At 49.9% G+C, this 16970-nt stretch carries 20 protein-coding genes; 11 read left to right on the plus strand and 9 right to left on the minus strand.

Annotated features, from left to right (window positions below; genetic code table 11):
• Positions 1 to 127: 127 nt before the first annotated feature.
• On the minus strand, positions 128 to 1888 hold the full coding sequence (locus I8U17_RS11985) for a UbiD family decarboxylase (protein ID WP_370589256.1): 1761 nt from the start codon (positions 1886 to 1888) through the stop codon (positions 128 to 130).
• A gap of 318 nt (positions 1889 to 2206) precedes the next feature.
• On the opposite strand from I8U17_RS11985, the gene I8U17_RS11990 reads away from it, so the two are divergent.
• Together I8U17_RS11990 and bcaP are read left to right on the plus strand one after the other, a co-directional pair.
• Positions 2207 to 2443, plus strand: coding sequence for a glutaredoxin family protein (locus tag I8U17_RS11990; RefSeq protein WP_033099508.1), 237 nt, complete (start codon positions 2207 to 2209; stop codon positions 2441 to 2443).
• 128 nt (positions 2444 to 2571) lie between these two features.
• Positions 2572 to 3990, plus strand: coding sequence for a branched-chain amino acid transporter BcaP (gene bcaP, locus I8U17_RS11995; protein WP_370589257.1), 1419 nt, complete (start codon positions 2572 to 2574; stop codon positions 3988 to 3990).
• A 31-nt stretch (positions 3991 to 4021) separates the two neighbouring features.
• Here bcaP and I8U17_RS12000 read toward each other — a convergent pair whose 3' ends face one another.
• Both I8U17_RS12000 and I8U17_RS12005 read right to left on the minus strand, forming a co-directional pair.
• Positions 4022 to 5098, minus strand: coding sequence for a M23 family metallopeptidase (locus I8U17_RS12000; RefSeq protein ID WP_081943667.1), 1077 nt, complete (start codon positions 5096 to 5098; stop codon positions 4022 to 4024).
• A 164-nt stretch (positions 5099 to 5262) separates the two neighbouring features.
• Positions 5263 to 6225 carry an ABC transporter substrate-binding protein gene (locus I8U17_RS12005; protein ID WP_235281582.1) on the minus strand — a complete coding sequence of 321 codons (963 nt, stop codon included), beginning with the start codon at positions 6223 to 6225 and terminating at the stop codon, positions 5263 to 5265.
• Between the two features lie 176 nt (positions 6226 to 6401).
• Here I8U17_RS12005 and I8U17_RS12010 point away from each other — a divergent pair, with 176 nt between their 5' ends.
• The 3 genes from I8U17_RS12010 to lipA all read left to right on the plus strand — a co-directional run bounded on the left by I8U17_RS12010 (position 6402) and on the right by lipA (position 9476).
• Positions 6402 to 7415, plus strand: a complete 1014-nt coding sequence (locus I8U17_RS12010) for a FecCD family ABC transporter permease (RefSeq protein ID WP_198059468.1) — start codon at positions 6402 to 6404, stop codon at positions 7413 to 7415.
• Complete coding sequence (locus tag I8U17_RS12015) at positions 7412 to 8461, plus strand: FecCD family ABC transporter permease (protein ID WP_033099506.1); 1050 nt, start codon at positions 7412 to 7414, stop codon at positions 8459 to 8461. The genes I8U17_RS12010 and I8U17_RS12015 overlap by 4 nt, the downstream gene beginning before the upstream one ends.
• Positions 8462 to 8576: 115 nt before the next feature.
• Positions 8577 to 9476 carry a lipoyl synthase gene (gene lipA / locus I8U17_RS12020; protein WP_033099505.1) on the plus strand — a complete coding sequence of 300 codons (900 nt, stop codon included), beginning with the start codon at positions 8577 to 8579 and terminating at the stop codon, positions 9474 to 9476.
• Positions 9477 to 9581: 105 nt separating this feature from the next.
• Here lipA and I8U17_RS12025 read toward each other — a convergent pair whose 3' ends face one another.
• Positions 9582 to 10247 carry a YhcN/YlaJ family sporulation lipoprotein gene (locus I8U17_RS12025; RefSeq protein WP_198056067.1) on the minus strand — a complete coding sequence of 222 codons (666 nt, stop codon included), beginning with the start codon at positions 10245 to 10247 and terminating at the stop codon, positions 9582 to 9584.
• 130 nt (positions 10248 to 10377) lie between these two features.
• Between I8U17_RS12025 and I8U17_RS12030 the strand changes: the two genes are divergently transcribed.
• Entirely contained in the window at positions 10378 to 10680 is a 303-nt protein-coding gene (locus I8U17_RS12030; protein ID WP_033099503.1) for a YutD family protein, read from the plus strand.
• Positions 10681 to 10691: 11 nt separating this feature from the next.
• Here the strand turns inward: I8U17_RS12030 and I8U17_RS12035 are convergent, their stop codons facing one another.
• The 5 genes from I8U17_RS12035 to I8U17_RS12055 form a co-directional block, all read right to left on the minus strand.
• Entirely contained in the window at positions 10692 to 10937 is a 246-nt protein-coding gene (locus I8U17_RS12035) for a hypothetical protein (RefSeq protein WP_033099502.1), read from the minus strand.
• Between the two features lie 53 nt (positions 10938 to 10990).
• Positions 10991 to 11263 (minus strand): DUF3055 domain-containing protein, encoded by a 273-nt coding sequence (locus I8U17_RS12040; RefSeq protein ID WP_033099501.1) that lies wholly within the window; start codon positions 11261 to 11263, stop codon positions 10991 to 10993.
• A gap of 156 nt (positions 11264 to 11419) precedes the next feature.
• Entirely contained in the window at positions 11420 to 12040 is a 621-nt protein-coding gene (locus I8U17_RS12045; protein WP_033099500.1) for a helix-turn-helix domain-containing protein, read from the minus strand.
• A 181-nt stretch (positions 12041 to 12221) separates the two neighbouring features.
• Positions 12222 to 12557: a spore coat protein gene (locus tag I8U17_RS12050; protein ID WP_033099499.1), complete on the minus strand. Its 336-nt coding sequence runs from the start codon at positions 12555 to 12557 to the stop codon at positions 12222 to 12224.
• 15 nt (positions 12558 to 12572) lie between these two features.
• The gene (locus I8U17_RS12055; protein ID WP_235281581.1) at positions 12573 to 12812 is read right to left on the minus strand and encodes a hypothetical protein; all 240 of its coding nucleotides are present in this window, start codon (positions 12810 to 12812) and stop codon (positions 12573 to 12575) included.
• A gap of 254 nt (positions 12813 to 13066) precedes the next feature.
• Between I8U17_RS12055 and I8U17_RS18595 the strand changes: the two genes are divergently transcribed.
• The 5 genes from I8U17_RS18595 to I8U17_RS12080 all read left to right on the plus strand — a co-directional run bounded on the left by I8U17_RS18595 (position 13067) and on the right by I8U17_RS12080 (position 16957).
• On the plus strand, positions 13067 to 13501 hold the full coding sequence (locus tag I8U17_RS18595) for a DUF86 domain-containing protein (RefSeq protein ID WP_052153930.1): 435 nt from the start codon (positions 13067 to 13069) through the stop codon (positions 13499 to 13501).
• Between the two features lie 54 nt (positions 13502 to 13555).
• A complete protein-coding gene (locus I8U17_RS12065; RefSeq protein ID WP_198056065.1) occupies positions 13556 to 14194 on the plus strand; it encodes a helix-turn-helix transcriptional regulator in 639 nt (212 codons plus the stop codon).
• A 272-nt stretch (positions 14195 to 14466) separates the two neighbouring features.
• Positions 14467 to 15198, plus strand: coding sequence for a class I SAM-dependent methyltransferase (locus I8U17_RS12070; protein ID WP_033099497.1), 732 nt, complete (start codon positions 14467 to 14469; stop codon positions 15196 to 15198).
• Entirely contained in the window at positions 15195 to 15986 is a 792-nt protein-coding gene (locus tag I8U17_RS12075) for a TIGR01457 family HAD-type hydrolase (RefSeq protein WP_033099496.1), read from the plus strand. The genes I8U17_RS12070 and I8U17_RS12075 overlap by 4 nt, the downstream gene beginning before the upstream one ends.
• The gene (locus I8U17_RS12080; protein ID WP_198056063.1) at positions 15983 to 16957 is read left to right on the plus strand and encodes an MBL fold metallo-hydrolase; all 975 of its coding nucleotides are present in this window, start codon (positions 15983 to 15985) and stop codon (positions 16955 to 16957) included. The genes I8U17_RS12075 and I8U17_RS12080 overlap by 4 nt, the downstream gene beginning before the upstream one ends.
• Positions 16958 to 16970 lie beyond the last annotated feature (13 nt).

Genomic DNA, 16970 nt, shown 5'->3' on the forward strand with positions numbered 1-16970 from the left:
AGGTCACATCAGGTTTACTTTATCTGTATATATCCTAGAAATATACAAAACCCCATTCCTTTTCCGAAGAAAAGGGGGGGGTTTGTCATCAATCTCAGCTTGTGCCGAAATCGGGCACAAGCTTTTTTTATGAACCAAAGTATTCTTTCCAGCGATCATCAACAAGTTTTTTGACTGCCGGATCAGATTCCAGTTCATCCGGATAGCCCGGTTTCATCCGGGCGTCGACTACAATGGGGAGGCGGTAATGCGGGCGGTGCTGCTTCCAATCCGACCGCGCATACAGGTCGTGGGCCGGGTCAAACCGTGTGAAGACCGTCCACAGAAACGCCGTCTGCCCCGAAGCGGCGGCAAGGTCGTCAACAAGGAATATAAACGGCCATTCCTGCAGGGCATCCCCGTATTGCTCCAGCAGATGTTCCGCCAGCCGGGGGTTTTGCTCAAACGGGTCGGCTTCCAGGACGAGCGCCCCTTTGCAGTAAACAGCCACACCTTGCACCCCTGGGAGATCGGGGCCGTGATATTCCGCGGGCAACGTGCGCCTGACCTCCCCGGTTCCAAGCAGTACCGCCTTGCTGCCGTGATTGAAGCGGCGTCCCGTGTAGTCGAGCGTATCCATTGAGGTATCATGGAAAATGAACAAGTCCGATGCAGGTTCAAACCGCTCCAAAACCGTTTCAAACAAGCGGTCAAATGCGTCGAGCGAAATGCTCCGGTCAGTCAGGATCAGGAATTTTGTCAGCGAGAGCTGCCCTTCGCCCAAAATGCGGAAAGCGTGGGCCATGATCTCCCGTTTGTAACTCTCCCTGACGATGGCCGCGGCCAATGGGTGGAAGCCGGTTTCCGCATATGTCCACAAATCGCGCACACCCGGCATCACCATGGGGAAAGCGGGGGAGAGAAGGCGCTGCAAAAATTCACCGAGATAGTAATCTTCCTGGCGTGGTTTGCCGACTACTGTCGCGGGATAGATCGCATCGCGGCGATGGCGGATCTCTTTCACATGGAAGACCGGGAACGGGTGCTCCAACGAATAGTAACCGTAGTGGTCGCCAAACGGACCTTCGGGACGGCGCTCATGTGGTGGAACCACGCCGGACAGGACGAATTCCGCTTCCGCGATATAAGGGTAACCGCCATCAGACGGTCTGACGACGGGCAGCTTTTCTCCGAGAATCAGGGAAGTTAAGAGCAGTTCGGGCAAAAATTCAGGCACAGGTGCAATCGCCGAAGCAATGAGCGCGGGCGGCCCTCCCAGATGCACCCGCACAGGCAGGGCTTGATTGTGCGATTCCGCTTCATAGTGGTGAAATCCTCCGCCCTTCTGGATCTGCCAGTGCATGCCAGTGGTTTGTTTGTCGAAAATTTGCATGCGGTACATACCGAGGTTATGCTGTCCCGTAACCGGGTGTTCCGTATACACAAGAGGCAAGGTGATAAACGGCCCTCCGTCTTCTTGCCACGAAGTGATGACGGGCAACCGGGTCAGATCCACTTCAGCTTGCTTTTGTTCCAGTACAGGTGCTTTACCGGCAGAAACGGGCTGACATCCCACTTTCATCAGGTCAAACAGGATGCGCCGTTCTTTCCACAGTGCACCAAGTGTGGGCGGCATTAAAGTATGGGCCAGGGAAACGATTTTTTTCATCAGTTGCTCCGGCCGCGGGCCAAAAGCCAGTTCCACCCGTCGGGAAGTACCAAAGAGATTGGTGACAACGGGAAACGAACTTCCTTTTACGTTGGTGAAGAGCAGGGCGGGACCTTCTTCGGCGATCACGCGCCGATGAATTTCCGCCAGCTCCAGATGCGGGTCAACGGGAGCCGCTATTTCCACAATCTCTTTTTCTTGACGCAATTGTGTAAGAAAACTTCGCAGGTTTCTGTGCAAGTCGATCATCTCTCCCGAATCAGGCATGCAGATCAAACGGATGAAAATCCGCAAGCCTGCGTCTATTCAGTGTTTGGTCAAATGCCCTGATATTTTTCGTTTCTCTGTGACAAAGATAGCATATCGGGTCAGGGAAGCCAACACATCCGGATGCGGAAAACATCAATGGCCTGTCGAAGAGATTCAGGGGTCGATAAGAAAGCACTCGAAGGAGGGACCCGCCTGTCCGAGAAACTGTGATATATTATGGTTAAGTCATCCCGGTATGGGAAATGACAGGAAGAGAGTTTTTGCCCCGCATGAAGGGAGTGTCGAACAATGAAAGTGATTGTATATTCCCGGCCGCATTGTATTGAATGCAATGTTTTGAAGCGATTTTTAAATGATTATAAAATCGAATACGAAGTACGCGATTGTGCAGAAAACCCCGCCTTTTTGGAAGATGTAAAAAAACTGGGTTTTCTGGGCGTTCCTGTTACAGTCATCGGGGATACGGCGATTCAAGGCCTGAAGCCGGACGCGATTTTAGAAGAATTAAAGAAACAAAAAGCCTAGTTTTTGAGATAACCTGCCGAAATTGGCAGGATTTTTTATTTGTTTTCTTAAAGAATTTATATATAATAAGTACACATCCGATTTTTCAAAAAAATAAAAATCGGCTTATCCGAAGAGGAGGTTTTGCCGTGCAGCTATTCCGTAAAAAGAGTATTGACGCCTCGATTCAAACGAGCCGTCAGGGAACTCAGCTCAAGAGGGAGTTAAAAGCGACTGATTTGGCCATGCTGGGGATTGGTGCCATCATCGGAACCGGGATCTTTGTTCTGACGGGTGTTGGTTCGCTGACAGCGGGTCCCGCCTTGATTTTATCTTTTGTGATCGCAGGTTTGGCCTGTTTGTTTGCAGCTTTGGCCTATGCTGAATTTTCCTCGCTGGTGCCGGTTTCCGGGTCGGTGTACACTTACAGCTATGCCACGTTGGGAGAATTTGTCGCTTGGATTATCGGATGGGATTTGGTTTTGGAATATTTGTTGGCGGTTAGTGCAGTATCGTCCGGTTGGTCCGGTTATTTCAAATCGCTGTTGGAAGGGTTCGGCATACATCTGCCTGCGGCGCTAACCAATGCACCAGGGGGATCAGTGCCCGGAGCCATCGTCAATTTGCCTGCACTTGTCATTGTCTTAATTATTACTTTTTTACTTTCAATCGGTGTAAAAGAGTCAAAATGGGTTAACAACATCATGGTTGCCATTAAGTTGATTGTCGTTGCATTATTTATAATTGTTGGAATTTTCTATGTAAAACCGGCCCATTGGTCTCCGTTCATGCCTTTTGGTTTCTCCGGAGTCGGTTTGGCTGCCGCGACCGTCTTTTTCGCCTACCTCGGTTTTGATGCTGTCACCACCGCGGCGGAGGAAACGCGTGACCCGCAAAAAGATTTGCCCAAAGGCATTTTGTGGTCGCTCGGCATCTGCACGTTCCTCTATATTATTGTGACGGCCATTCTGACGGGGATTGTGCCCTATCAAAACTTTGCCAGCCATCAAGATGCTCCGGTCGCCTTCGCGATGCAATTCGTCCATCAAAACTGGCTGGTCGGACTGATCAGCCTGGGGGCATTAGTCGGGATGTTTACCGTGATGCTGGTCATGTTGTACGGACAGATTCGCATCATCTTCTCCATGTCGCGTGATGGCTTGTTGCCCCCGATTTTTTCCCATGTTCACCAGCGATATCGTACGCCTTACGTGACCACCTGGTCATTTGGGATCTTCGCTGCGTTGCTCGGAGCTTTTGTGCCGCTTGACGAATTGGCCCAATTGGTCAATCTGGGGACGCTGGCCGCATTTGTTCTGATTTCGATCGCCGTTATGGTCCTGCGCTACAAACAGCCGGATCTGCCGCGGAAATTCAAAACGCCTTTGATGCCGTTGGTGCCGATTTTGGCGATTATCTTCTGCGTCTTTTTGATGGTTCAGCTTCACGAAGCGACATGGATTCGCTTTCTGATCTGGCTGGCAGTAGGTTTGATCATCTATTTCATCTATGGTTACCACAGCTCCAACCTGAATAAAAGAAAAAGCGATGAACAAAAAGCCGGGTAAATCACAAATGGAAAAAGCATGATGGAGGGACTTAGCCATCATGCTTTTTTTTGGTTGAGGAATGGATCGGGTGAGTGGTTTCGGAACTGGCCGAACGGTGGCGGCGTTTCTTCCGTTTCCATTTCAGATAGGCCTGCCGTTCCCATTTTTTCAGCAATGGATAGGGATCAAATGAGTAGGTGCTTTTTCCGTTGAATTTGTATATTCCATAGTGAAGGTGGGGCGGGAATTTGCCGGCAGTTCCCGGCGGCCCGTAACCGGAAGAACCGACGCTGCCGATCAGATCGCCCGGTTTGACGACATCTCCTTTTTTCAGCCCTTTGCGGAAGCCGTTCAGATGGGCGAAATAGTGATAGTTATTGTTGACGTCGCGGATTCCGATGCGCCACCCCCCATAGCGGTTCCAGCCAATCAATTCAACATAGCCGTAGCAGGTGCTCAGTACGGGCGTTCCGTAGTTGGCGAAAATATCCGTTCCTTCATGGATGCGCAGACCTCCCCAGCCGCGGCGGTCTCCCCAGGTATTGTGATACGTGTAATTATATTGAAGCGGGATCGGGAAGCGGCGTTCTTCCAGATGGAGCGTTTGGTATCTGGCGTAGATTTTCGCGATGTGCGTGATCACATCCACCGTGGTCGGATGTTTGTAATAGTCCCAGATCCGTTCGCGGATTTGTTCTTCTTTCAAACCTTTTTGCGCCAGAAAGGAAGCGACGGAGTAGAGAACATCAAGGTCATCCTGTGGATCTGCCTTGCCGTCACCGTTGGCATCCTTTCCGATTCCCTGAAAAAAGGCAATCGATTCAGGCACCCGGTCATCAGGGTCAGGATTGATCCGGCCTGCCCACAAGGAGGAGGGAACCTCAATTGAAGTGAGCCTTTTCTTTCCGCTTTTTTCTTTTTTGTTTTTGGCAGCATGTGCATTTTTCTCATATTGGTCCATGGCTGCCAGATATACCCACGGCACGCCGGTTAATGTTTCCATGGTTTCATACAGGTGAAGTTTGTCCGACGCTTCCTGATCTTTGTCCGACGCGTCAACAGAACATGGAAAAGCGGAAAACAACAAAAAAAAGCTTAGCAGGATTTTACAGCTTTTTACCATCATGACCACCGATTTTTGGTTTAAAAGGTTTTACAGATAGTTTGCCTGGCATTCATCGAAAACATTTTGGCATTTTCAGGGAGGAATTCGGAAAGGGGAGACCGACGCTCGGGACAGGATACAAAAAAGGCATGATCCTGGGGAGGTCATGCCTTCACGGGAGGAGGTTATGTTGTTTGTGCTTTGATTTTGCTTATATAGGAATTGAGTTGATCCAACATCAAAAAGGCTGCTTTGACGCCGCCGGCCGTATTCCAGATCACATCATCCACTTTAAACGCACGATGGTTTTTAACCGCCTGGAGATTGGCCCAAAGCGGATCGCTTAAAAACGTCTCTTCCTGTTTATTTCCTTTTTTGTCGCCTGTATCATAGGTGAAATAGAAGATAATGTCTCCGTCGGCTTGTGGAATTTGTTCTTTTGTGATCGTGACCGCAAAGGAATTTTTATTTTGCAGCGGCGGGCGCTGAAACCCGACATCTTTTAAAATCACGCCGGAAAAGCTGTCCAGTTGGTAGAGTCTCGTTTCCCCGGACAAAAAGCGAACCATGGAAACTTTCTGATTCAGAAGGTCTCCGGCGTTTTTCCGCACTTCGGCCACCTTTTGCTCATATTCCTTGAGGACTTTGTTGCCTTCTTTTTCTTTATTGAGCGCTTTGGCATACAGGGAGAAATTGACTTTCCAATCCCCGCGCAAGGTTTCAGCAAACACGGTCGGGGCGATTGCCGACAATTGTTCATATACCTTTTCCTGGCGCATTTTATTTCCGATGATCAAATCCGGTTTTAAACTGGCGATCGTCTCCAGATCAGGCTGGCTCTCCGTTCCGACTACAGTCACACCTGTCAGTTCTTTTGCCAGATGAGGGTACCAGGGATGGCCGGTAAAACCTTTAACCGCTCCCACCGGCTTGACTCCCAGAGCAAGGCAGGCTTCCAGACCTTCATTGGTAAGGACGACAACGCGTTTCGGATGGGTCGGGACGATGGATTGCCCCATTGCATGTTGAATCGTGCGGCCGCTCTCTTTGGTTTGATCTGATGAATCAGATGAGCTGCATCCCGCAAGCACAAGGGAAAAGAGAGCGAGTGCAAGGAACAGGGGAAGAATTGCTTTTATGGAACGCACCGAATATGCTCCTTTCGCTATTAATGATAATGATTATCATTTTCCTGATTTCTTCTTTACTATAAAAATAAAGAAGCCGGCTGTCAATTATTATGATAATGATTTTCAACCTCATTGACATCATCTTTTCCTTTTTCTAGACTTAAGTTGGTCTGGAAGAAAGAGAGGTAGTGGATATGGGGGGTTTATATACCGGGCGGTTCAAATGGACCGGACTGCTCGCCGGAGTGGTGTTGGTTGCTGTTTTGGCCATGATCAGTATCAGTGTCGGCGTTACCCGGGTTCCGCTTTCAACGGTGGTGGAGTCATTTATTCATTATCAGCCGACAAATAATGAGCATTTGATTATTCGGACAACCAGAGTTCCCCGAACGGTGTTTGCGCTCGTCGTCGGAGCAAGTCTGGCCGTGGCCGGGGCACTCATGCAAGCTTTGACGAAAAACCCGCTCGCATCACCGGCGACACTCGGGGTAAATGCCGGAGCCAGCTTATTTATTGTCGGAGGGGTGACGCTTTTTTCGATCACTGCCGTCCCGTCCTTGATGATTCTTGGCTTTATCGGGGCAGCTGTCGCGGCGGCAATCGTCTATTTTCTGGGATCCGTCGGCCGGGAGGGACTGAGTCCGTTGAAACTAACCCTGGCCGGAGCCGCAATTGCCGCTTTTTTTGCTTCGATCACACAGGGAATGTTGGTGATGAATGAAAAGGGACTGAATGAGCTGTTATTCTGGCTGACCGGCTCAGTTGAAGGACGGAGCCTGGAAAGTGCCCTGCCGATGTTTCCCTTTATGTTGGTCGGATGGTTGCTGGCGTTGTGGATGGCACCCAATATTGACATCTTGACGATGGGAGAAGATGTGGCCAGGGGACTGGGAATGAAAACTGGTTTGATCAAAGGAATCGGCGCGCTGATCGTCGTTTTGCTGGCCGGTGGCTCGGTTGCGGTGGCCGGTCCGATCGCTTTTGTCGGGCTGGTAGTTCCCCATTTTGTTCGTGCCTGGGTCGGAGCAAGCCACCGGTTCATCATTCCTTATGCCGCCGTTTACGGAGCCGCTTTGCTTATGGCGTCCGATATTGCCGGACGATTGGTGATGAATCAGCAGGAGATTCCGGTTGGGGTGATGACGGCTATTCTTGGAACCCCGTTTTTTATTTATCTTGCGGGCAGAAAGGGGAGTGAGGAAGGATGAAGCGGTACACTTCTCTCCGCCTTGGTTCGCGCTTCTCCGCCTTGATTGACTGGCGAGCCGTCTCGATCTTGTTTTTGCTTGCCGCATTCGCTTTTCTTGTCATGGTGCTCAGTGTCGGAGTAGGTCAGGTTCAGCTTTCTCCGCTCGATGTGATCCGGGTCTTTTTGGGGATCGGGTCCAAATTTGATCAATTGATCGTTGAGACATTCCGTCTGCCGCGCATCCTCCTGGCGCTGATTGCCGGAGCCTCGCTGGCCGTTTCCGGCGCTTTTTTGCAGGCGGTGATCCGAAATCCGTTGGCCTCACCAGATATGGTCGGGGTCACGGGCGGTGCCTCAGTCGGAGCGGTTACGGTGATCACTTTTTTCAGCGACCGTTCCACCAACCTTTCAGTTTCATTATTTTGGGTGCCGGCCGCATCGTTTATCGGGGCGGCTGTCATTGTGGGACTGTTGCTCTTTTTCTCCTGGGGAAAAATCTCCCCGTTCCGGCTGGTGCTCCTGGGGATCGGTTTCACGCTGGCTACCCAGGCGGCAACCAATTTCATTATTCTGATCGGTCCGCCGTTTAGTGCCTTGCAAGCGAAAACCTGGCTGACCGGAAGTATTTACGGGAGCAATTGGAACCAGGTTGCTGTTTTGCTCCCCTGGCTTGCCCTTTTGCTACCGCTGGCTTTCGTGTTTTCCCGCCATCTCAATGTTTCGCAAATGGGCGATTCGTTGGCAACAGCTCTTGGTGCCCGTCCCTCCCTCCAGCGGCTGTTGGTTTTATTGATTGCGACAGCGCTTGCCGGAGCTGCCGTATCCTTTGTCGGTACGATCGGCTTTGTCGGATTGATCGCCCCTCATGCGGCGCGCAAATTGGTCGGAGCCGCCTACGGTCTTTTGTTGCCGGCGTCGGCACTGTTGGGAGCCATCATGGTCATGGGTGCCGATTTGCTGGGGAGAACTTTATTTGCACCACTGGAAGTGCCGGCCGGTGTGCTGATAGCCGTGATCGGCGCCCCCTATTTCCTCTTTTTGCTCTATTGGAGTCGGAAAAAGTAAGAGGAAAAGGGATGATTTGGCGTAAGTTGATCTACTTTGTGGTAATATAATCTTGTTGTATTGTTTGCAGCCAAGGTACAGCGGGCGATCGTACCTGCAGTGAGGAGGGAGCATTATGGCAGAAAGCCAATCTCAGGCTAGAGAACGTAAACCGGAATGGTTAAAAATTCGTCTAAATACAAATGAAAACTATCAAGAGCTTAAAAAGATGATGCGGAGCAAAACCTTGCACACCGTATGTGAAGAGGCTCGTTGCCCCAATATTTTTGAATGCTGGGCCAATCGGACGGCCACATTCATGATCCTGGGGGACATTTGTACGCGGGCTTGCCGTTTTTGTGCCGTCAAAACCGGTCTTCCGACGGAACTGGATTGGCAGGAACCGGAGCGCGTCGCTGAGGCAGTGGAACAGATGGGGGTACGCTATGCGGTTGTGACCTCCGTTGCGCGTGACGATTTGAAAGATGGCGGCGCGGCGATCTTTGCGGCGACCATCAAGGCGATCCGCAAACGCAATCCCTTTACCAGTGTCGAAGTGTTGATCCCGGACTTCATGGGGAATTGGGATGCGCTGAAAGTGGTGATGGATGCGAAACCGGATGTGCTCAATCACAATATCGAAACCGTAAGGCGCCGCTCTGACCGCGTTCGCTCCAAGGCAAAATATGACCGTTCGCTCGAGCTTCTGAAACGGGCCAAAGAGATGCAACCGCAGATCCCGACCAAATCAAGCATCATGGTGGGAGTCGGTGAAACATTTGATGAAGTGGTTGAGGCAATGCAAGATTTGCGGGCGCATGATGTGGATATTGTCACGATCGGTCAATATTTGCAACCGACCAAAAAGCATTTGAAAATCGACCGCTATTATACGCCGGACGAATTTAAGCAGTTGAGAGAAATCGGACTGAGCATGGGCTTTTCCCATGTCGAATCGGGGCCGTTGGTGCGCAGCTCGTATCATGCGCATGAGCAAATGGCATCCGCTCAGAAAAAAGAGGAGAAAATGGCATAAAACCGACTGGCAGGTGATAATGGCAGATCATTATCGCCTGCTTTTTTTATGGAATATGGTCACACAAAAAACCAGCCTTCCAAGCCGAAAAGCTGGTTTTCCCGCTTAATCCTGCCTCGGGTTCATTTGGCTCCGCCTGTTCGGTTGTGATGATTCATTCACTTCCGGAGGGGTGGTATCGCCCATTTCCCGGAGAAGCTGTTCCAAATCCCCTCTGATCCCTTCTACATCATAATCGCTCGTCATCCGCATGCCGATGGAATTGATCTGCGACTCCAGGGTGCGGTTTTCCGTCACGTGAACCTTAAAGTAGCGGGGAGTAATACTTTCCGCAGTACGCTTTGCCTCTTTTACCGTTTTTGGATCCATGCGTCCGTTTTTCGTTTTAATCCCAAGAAATACATGATCATCTGTAACAAGTGCGGTGGCTTCCTTTACATTGGGCAAAACAGTGACCATTTGCGCGATATGCTTTGCCAGGAGGGGGCGGTCCACAAAGACATCGGGTCCTGCGGCACGACCGTTTTGATGATAATTTTCCGGTGTGTATTTGAAATATCCGATTTCGTTCTGCCCACCGCCGCGTGCATTTTCCTCACCGTTAATTTCATCATTTCGCACCATCCCGATCCGCGAATCCTGATCTTTTTCCCGGTACAGCGGTTCATGGGTTTGTTGTAATCCCTGATCTGCCTGCTGCTGGTCATCATTGTTACAGGCGGGGATGAGAAGAAGCATCGCCGCGAACAGAATTAGGTATCGTCGTTTCATCGAAGTTTCGGCACCTCCTTTTTTTAACGTGCCCAAACAACGGCAATCCATACGAAAAAGGATGAAGATGTTAACGGGAGGATATGGTAACATATAAATGTAAAATTGGAATAGAAAAGGTAGGACGTTTATGGAGCGAATTCATATAAATGGGTTGGAGTATGAACTTCTTTCCAACCATCGCAACGGTTGGAATATGGAAGCTTTTCGCAAACGGTTCAGTGAGATCCTGGAAAAATATGATTATGTCGTCGGCGATTGGGGATATGGTCAGCTGCGACTGAAAGGTTTCTTTGCCGATGATCACACCCGGGCCACAACAGAAACCAAGATCAGTTATTTACAAGAATATCTAAATGAATTTTGCAACTTCGGATGTGCCTATTTTGTGCTCAGAAAGGTGAAAAGTGCAAAGCCAGCCCGGAAGGAATAGGGCTGGCTTTTTTACGGGTTCGGTTGATCGTGTGTTGGATGGCTTCCCGGAAATTGGCGTTCAATCCCTTCATGAAATTCGCGCATTTCGTAGGTGAATTGCGGTCCGGCATGTTGACCGGGGCGCCATGGTGTGGATTTCCCCAAGCGATATGAGGTTGCCGCTCCGTAAGGGCCGTCGGGGAATTCTTCGGGCACAAGTTCGCTGCGATGCGACTCGACGGTGCCAAGTTCTTTGCTTTTATTTTGCCGGCTCATGCCTCATCTCCTCCTTCCTTTCTAACGTGCGGAAGAAAGAGGAGAAATATTCGTCAGACAACCGTATGTAAAAATTGCTTTAATTCCTCTGCTTCTGCTTCCGAAATCTGATAGACGTGTTCCAAATAACCGGGTTCTTCCAGATCATCCGGCCCGATGATGGCAAAACGGTTGGATTGCAGGTCGAGAACCAAAACTTTTCCGTAAAAGCGTTCGGTTGTCACAATGGCGAGGTCAAAACGGTTGGATTCACCGACAAAGCTGATAAAGCGGGTATGGGTTTTTTCCGATTCATCGTATAAAAACATCAGATCTTGGTTTGACATGCGAATGGCTCCTTTTTGCTCAACTTCCTTCCATTATACAATAACGATCATAACTTGTCGGTACAATCCGGACGGAAGCATTGGCAAAACCGGAAAGTGCCCCGCCACCTGCAGATCCGATGATTACGTTCACGGGGGCAATCCCGTTTTTGCGGGCTATAAAAGGCCGAAAAAGCGCGTTTTTTTCTGGCGACGCGGAAGTAACCCCTGTTCGCTGGTAGCAGCGGTCAGTCGCTGGGTAAAGGTCACATTGCGCAATTCCATTCGGAGTTGATCCTGTTTTTTGCGGACTTCGTCGAACATCTGCTGCACCTCATTGGCGGAAACGGAATCGATGCTTACGGCGACCAGTTTATGCTCCATTTCCTCCAGGGTGGTGAACAGCCCGAAGATGTGATTTTCCAGCCGGTCCATCCGGTCAAACAGCTCTTCAACCATTTCCCCGACGCTGTCGAGTGTTTCCGTGATCTGCTGCAGGGTTTCGTCCGGCAATTCCGTGTCTGTCAATTCAGACTGATCGGGTCTCAGATGAATTTTTCCCTCTTTGATCAAGTCCATGCGCACTTGCTTCATCGATTTTTGCGGTTCCGAAAGACGGTTCTGGATATCGGACAGCCGTTTCAGGCCCTCCTCAGTCAAGAGATAATGCCCTCTTTCATTCCAATCCGGTTGAATATAATCTTCAAACATATCAATCCACTTGCGAACCGTTCGAGCCGTCACTTGTAAACGTTCGGCGGCTTCTCTCGTCGAAATGCCCGCTTCCTGATTATTCATTGCCAGACAGCCCTCCTTGCAAGAATATTATTACTTTTACAACTTCGAGGGATGTAAATAAATTCCTTCTCGCTGACAAAGGAAGTCAGGAGCTGACAAAACCTGCTGTCCGGCAACAATTGTGACCACCCGCTCCACAGAAAGACCCCCTCCGCATTTGTTCCTTGGAGGGGGTACGCTTTTACTGATAGGGAAATTGTGTGCGATAGTTCGCGAATTGCTGCGCTTTTTGCGCGATCTTGCCGGCAGGCGCCGCCTCCAGTTTGTACCATCCTTTTTGATGCATCAAGTCGAATAGTTGATGCTGCGCCTGGTGAATCTCGTTTAACAGTTGCATTTGCGTCTGAAACAGTTGCGGATTGCTCGCTTCATTGACAGCGGCATTGTAACCGTATGAGATATATTTTTCCGTGGACAAGATATCGTTGATAAAGTCACGGTCGTTCATTTGCGGCCCTTTTACCTTTGGCAAACCGGTTGATTTTTGCGATGTATCGGCATTCGATTGAAACTGCATCGTCTTCCCTCCTCATCAATTCATCTGTTGGTTGGCGGCGTTCGGTTGGCTTGTTGAAGCGGCGCCGGTGGAAGATTGTATTTGCGATAACAGCATTTCATAATGGCGCTGATGCATTTGTCCGATTTGATTGATGAGTGATTGCACGGATGCATCTTGGCACAGGCCGGCATAATGGTTGCATTTTTTCATCGCCAGCAATTCCCAGGACATTTCATCGGTCAGATAATGAAGATCTTTGTCGGAAAGCTGCACCTTACTGTCCCTCCTTTTCAGATCAACAACAGCTGCTCCTTTTAGCATCTATTCTTTGCGATTGCAGGAGGGTTTATTCTGAACAGTCTTGGGCTGATGTTTCCTTTCATTCCGGACAGGCGTTATAATTTATCACGTGAAAGCATTAATGAATTTCAACAATTTGGCATCTGATTGTGTGACACTTCTCCTGCCTTATTTTCGTTGTTGTAAATGGAAAGGTCAGGTTTTACGGAAGATTGGGGGAACGCGGTGTGATTTATGATGTAAACGTAAACAGGATTAAGGAGCAATTATCCCATCTTGAGCTATGTGCAGACCTGCTGGAGCGTCTGGCTGTCGGAAAAAGGGAGCTGGAAGAGCGATTTGCCGCGGAACGGGCGCTCCATTTGGCATCTGAATGCATGATTGATGTGGGGAGTGTGATGATCGACGGATTCATCATGCGAGACCCCGGAGGATATTTCGATATTGTCGACATTTTGGAAGACGAGCGGGTGATCGATCGCGAAACCGGAAGCAAGCTCAGGAATCTGCTGTCCCTGAGGGAGCGTTTGGTTCGCCGTTACACCGAGACGGCATGGACGGATCTGATCCCGTATGTGCAGGATTCCGGCTGGTTCGCGGATTTTGCCAAACAAGTGAAAACTTATCTACAAAAGGAACTCGGTGAACAAAGTATACGATAAAAAAGGGTATAGAAGTAAAAAGGGGCTTTTTGTGGCCGAGGGAAGGTGAAGGGCATGAATGGAGCGAGTTCTACCCGCAGACAGATTATGATGATGTTAAAAACCGAGGGAGCTCTTACCGTCGGGGAAATCGCCGAGCGGTTGGGTGTTACGGAAATGGCCGTTCGCCGGCATATCAATACGCTGGAACGGGACGGTTTGATCGCGGCCAAATTGCTCCGTCAGGCGATGGGACGTCCGACGAATCAATATTATTTGACGGAAAAATCGGAGGACTGTTTTCCTAAAAGCTATTCCAATTTCACCCTGGATTTGTTGCAGGATCTCGAGGAAAATCACGGGTTGGAAATGATAGAACAAGTATTTCGCAGCCGGGAAAAACGGCTGACGGAAGAGTACCAGGCCGATTTCTCCGGCAAAAGCCTGGATGAAAAAGTGGAACTTTTGGCGAAGATCCAGGATTCCAAAGGCTATATGGTTGAAGTGAACAAACAAGAGGACGGAAGTTATCGGCTGGTGGAATACAATTGTCCCATTGCCCAAGTGGCCAACCGGTATAACCATGCCTGCAAGTGTGAGATCAATTGGTTTAAAAAGCTGCTCAATGCCGATGTCGAACGGATGGAGTGCAAGGCAAAAGGGGGACAAAACTGCATATACACCATCCGGGCACGGCAAATGGCCAAAATATGATTTTTTACGCAGCATCAGGCGGGCGGCACGTTCCTTGTGCCGTCAGCTTGATTGCGAATTGAGAAGACCATGGGGTTTGGCGCTTTTCTTTGCTCCCGGCTCCTTCGTCGAAAGGCCGCTGCTAAGCACCAATCCCCTTCTCCTTAATTGTCAACAGGCTTGCGGCACATTTCTTGTGCCGTTTTCATTTGTGGTACAATCAAATGGAAGCAACCGCGACTGTGAATTGAAATGAAGCGGGGAATGAGGTTTTTATTGCGGGAGGGAAAGAGATGCCGTCTTGGTACGAAGAAAGTTTTGGCGAAGATTATTTGATCGTATACAAACATCGCACTCGCGAAGATGCAATATGTGAAGTCGGAAAAATAAGCCGGTGGCTTCATCTGCGCGAGAATGACCTCATTCTGGACTTGTGTTGCGGAACCGGCAGACATACACTCAGCCTGGCCAAGCGTGGATACCATGTGGTGGGGCTGGATTTGTCAAAAGTTTTGCTGACTCATGCCGTGAAAGATGCCGGTGAGTTGGCGGTTCCCTTCATTCACGGGGATATGCGATATCTCCCCTTTGTCGACGAAATGTTTGACGTGGTCCTGAATTTGTTTACCTCTTTTGGCTATTTTTCCGATGATGAGGATAATCAGCAAGTGCTTCGGGAGATTGCTCGCGTATTGAAGCCGGGAGGGCGTTATCTCCTCGATTTTCTCAATAAATCATATGTGGTGCAAAATCTTGTTCCCAAATCGGAACGGGAAGAAGACGGTGTCCGCATCCGGGAGGAACGCTGGATTGACGGGGATTTTGTGTGCAAAGCGATCACGATCACGGATGAAAGTGGAACACGCCGGTATCAGGAACGAGTCAAAATGTACGATTCCGGGCAATTGGAGCAGATGCTGGAGAAAGCGGGTCTCAATGTGGAAAAAAGATATGGCAGTTTTGCCGGCGAGCCGATCCAGTCTTCCAGCAAGCGAATCATTTTAATAGGTTGTGTGAACAAATGAAGGAATATAAAGGATACTTTATTGATTTGGATGGCACGTTGTACCGGGGTACTGAATTGATCCCGGAAGCGCTCGAGTTTGTCCGCGAGCTGGACCAAAAGGGAATCCCTCATCTTTATCTGACCAACAATTCGTCCCGCACACCGGAGCAAGTTGCGGATAAGCTGCGGCAATTTGGATTTCCGGCCCGGCCCGGGCAAGTTTATACAACTGCTCTGGCGACTGCTCAATATGTGCAGGAAAACTTTCCTGATGCGCGCGTCTATGTGATCGGGGAAGAAGGACTGTTGCAGGCGCTGAAAGAGAAAGGATGCCGCATTACGGAGGAGCATCCCAATGCTGTTGTGGTCGGAATCGATCGCGGGTTTACATATGAAAAGATGAAAAAAGCTTGTTTGGCGATTCGGGCGGGGGCGACGCTGATCGGTACCAATGCGGACCGGGCCTTGCCGACAGAGGAGGGGCTTTTGCCCGGAAGCGGTTCACTGGTGGCCGGCATTTCTGCCGCAACCGGAGTGAAGCCGTTATTCATCGGGAAACCGGAGCCGATCATTCTCCGCTATGCCTTGAAAAAATTGGGGGTTGCTCCGGAAGAAGTGCTGATTGTCGGTGATAACCTGGATACGGACATCCGTGCCGGGATCGAAGGCGGAATGGACACGCTGCTGGTCTTTACGGGAATTACAACGCCCGAGATGGCGGAAAAGGCTGAGATTAAAGCAACCTACACTGCCCGAAACCTGAGGGAATGGATGAACCGGGCAAACGAAGAGAGGCGAGCGCATTGAACGATATCCGGGAAGATATTATCGAAGTTCCGTTGCCATTGCCTTTTGCATTGAAAGTGGTCAACTGTTATCTGATCAAAGGAAAAAACGGATTCACAATCATTGATACCGGCCTTCATACCGATCAGGATTTGCAGGTCTGGGAAGAAGCGCAAGCAAAGCATGGCTGGTCGTGGAACGATGTTGAAAAAATTGTGCTGACCCATTATCACCCGGATCACTACGGACTGGCGGGAACATTGCAGCAGCTGACCAATGCCCCTGTTTATCTCTCGCGAACAGACTGGGAGCAGGCTCAGTTCTTTTTCGGGCGGAAAAGCGATATGCCGGAACGGATGGCCGCTTTTTTTGCCGAACATGGCTTGACGGAAGACTGGGTGAAAAAAATCCCCGGCCACTTGCGCAGTTTTCACAGTTGGGTTGAGCCGCATCCAGAGCCGACATGGATTGCTCCGGGGGAAACGATTCGGATGGGGGATCGCGATTATCAGGTGATTCATACCCCGGGCCATGCGGACGGTCATCTCAGTTTTTATGATCCCGAACGCCAAATCATGATCGGCGGTGATTTCCTGTTGCCGAAAATTACCCCGAACATCAGTTTATGGCCGGGGGCTGATCCCAATCCCCTCGCCACTTATCTGTCCACCCTGGATAAGATGAAAAAAGTGCCGGTAAAGCGAATATTTCCGGCTCATGGCAACGCCTTTACTCATTACCGGGAGCGGATTGCCCAATTGGAAGAACACCATGAGGCGCGTCTGCAATTGATTGCGAAATACGTCCGGGACCTGGGAGAGCCGACGGCATATGATGTGTGCAAGTGCCTGTTTGGAGACCGCCTGTCCATTCACAACCTGCGGTTTGCCCTTTCCGAAACGTTGGCCCATCTGGAGTATTTGCGGGTAAAAGGGAAGATGGATCTGTTTGAAAAAGAGGGAACTAAGCGATATCGCTGCAAAGTGGATTAAGATGAAATCCTGA

Source organism: Thermoactinomyces sp. CICC 10521 (assembly GCF_016055135.1).
GTDB classification, from domain to species: domain Bacteria; phylum Bacillota; class Bacilli; order Thermoactinomycetales; family Thermoactinomycetaceae; genus Thermoactinomyces_A; species Thermoactinomyces_A daqus.

What these genes read in the sequence shown, in the direction of transcription:
- I8U17_RS11990 (WP_033099508.1), top strand. Translation starts at nt 2,207, where the DNA reads ATGAAAGTGATTGTATATTCCCGGCCGCATTGTATTGAATGCAATGTT.
- I8U17_RS12000 (WP_081943667.1), bottom strand. Translation starts at nt 5,098, where the DNA reads ATGATGGTAAAAAGCTGTAAAATCCTGCTAAGCTTTTTTTTGTTGTTT.
- I8U17_RS12010 (WP_198059468.1), top strand. Translation starts at nt 6,402, where the DNA reads ATGGGGGGTTTATATACCGGGCGGTTCAAATGGACCGGACTGCTCGCC.
- I8U17_RS12015 (WP_033099506.1), top strand. Translation starts at nt 7,412, where the DNA reads ATGAAGCGGTACACTTCTCTCCGCCTTGGTTCGCGCTTCTCCGCCTTG.
- lipA (WP_033099505.1), top strand. Translation starts at nt 8,577, where the DNA reads ATGGCAGAAAGCCAATCTCAGGCTAGAGAACGTAAACCGGAATGGTTA.
- I8U17_RS12025 (WP_198056067.1), bottom strand. Translation starts at nt 10,247, where the DNA reads ATGAAACGACGATACCTAATTCTGTTCGCGGCGATGCTTCTTCTCATC.
- I8U17_RS12030 (WP_033099503.1), top strand. Translation starts at nt 10,378, where the DNA reads ATGGAGCGAATTCATATAAATGGGTTGGAGTATGAACTTCTTTCCAAC.
- I8U17_RS12035 (WP_033099502.1), bottom strand. Translation starts at nt 10,937, where the DNA reads ATGAGCCGGCAAAATAAAAGCAAAGAACTTGGCACCGTCGAGTCGCAT.
- I8U17_RS12040 (WP_033099501.1), bottom strand. Translation starts at nt 11,263, where the DNA reads ATGTCAAACCAAGATCTGATGTTTTTATACGATGAATCGGAAAAAACC.
- I8U17_RS12045 (WP_033099500.1), bottom strand. Translation starts at nt 12,040, where the DNA reads ATGAATAATCAGGAAGCGGGCATTTCGACGAGAGAAGCCGCCGAACGT.
- I8U17_RS12050 (WP_033099499.1), bottom strand. Translation starts at nt 12,557, where the DNA reads ATGCAGTTTCAATCGAATGCCGATACATCGCAAAAATCAACCGGTTTG.
- I8U17_RS12065 (WP_198056065.1), top strand. Translation starts at nt 13,556, where the DNA reads ATGAATGGAGCGAGTTCTACCCGCAGACAGATTATGATGATGTTAAAA.
- I8U17_RS12070 (WP_033099497.1), top strand. Translation starts at nt 14,467, where the DNA reads ATGCCGTCTTGGTACGAAGAAAGTTTTGGCGAAGATTATTTGATCGTA.
- I8U17_RS12075 (WP_033099496.1), top strand. Translation starts at nt 15,195, where the DNA reads ATGAAGGAATATAAAGGATACTTTATTGATTTGGATGGCACGTTGTAC.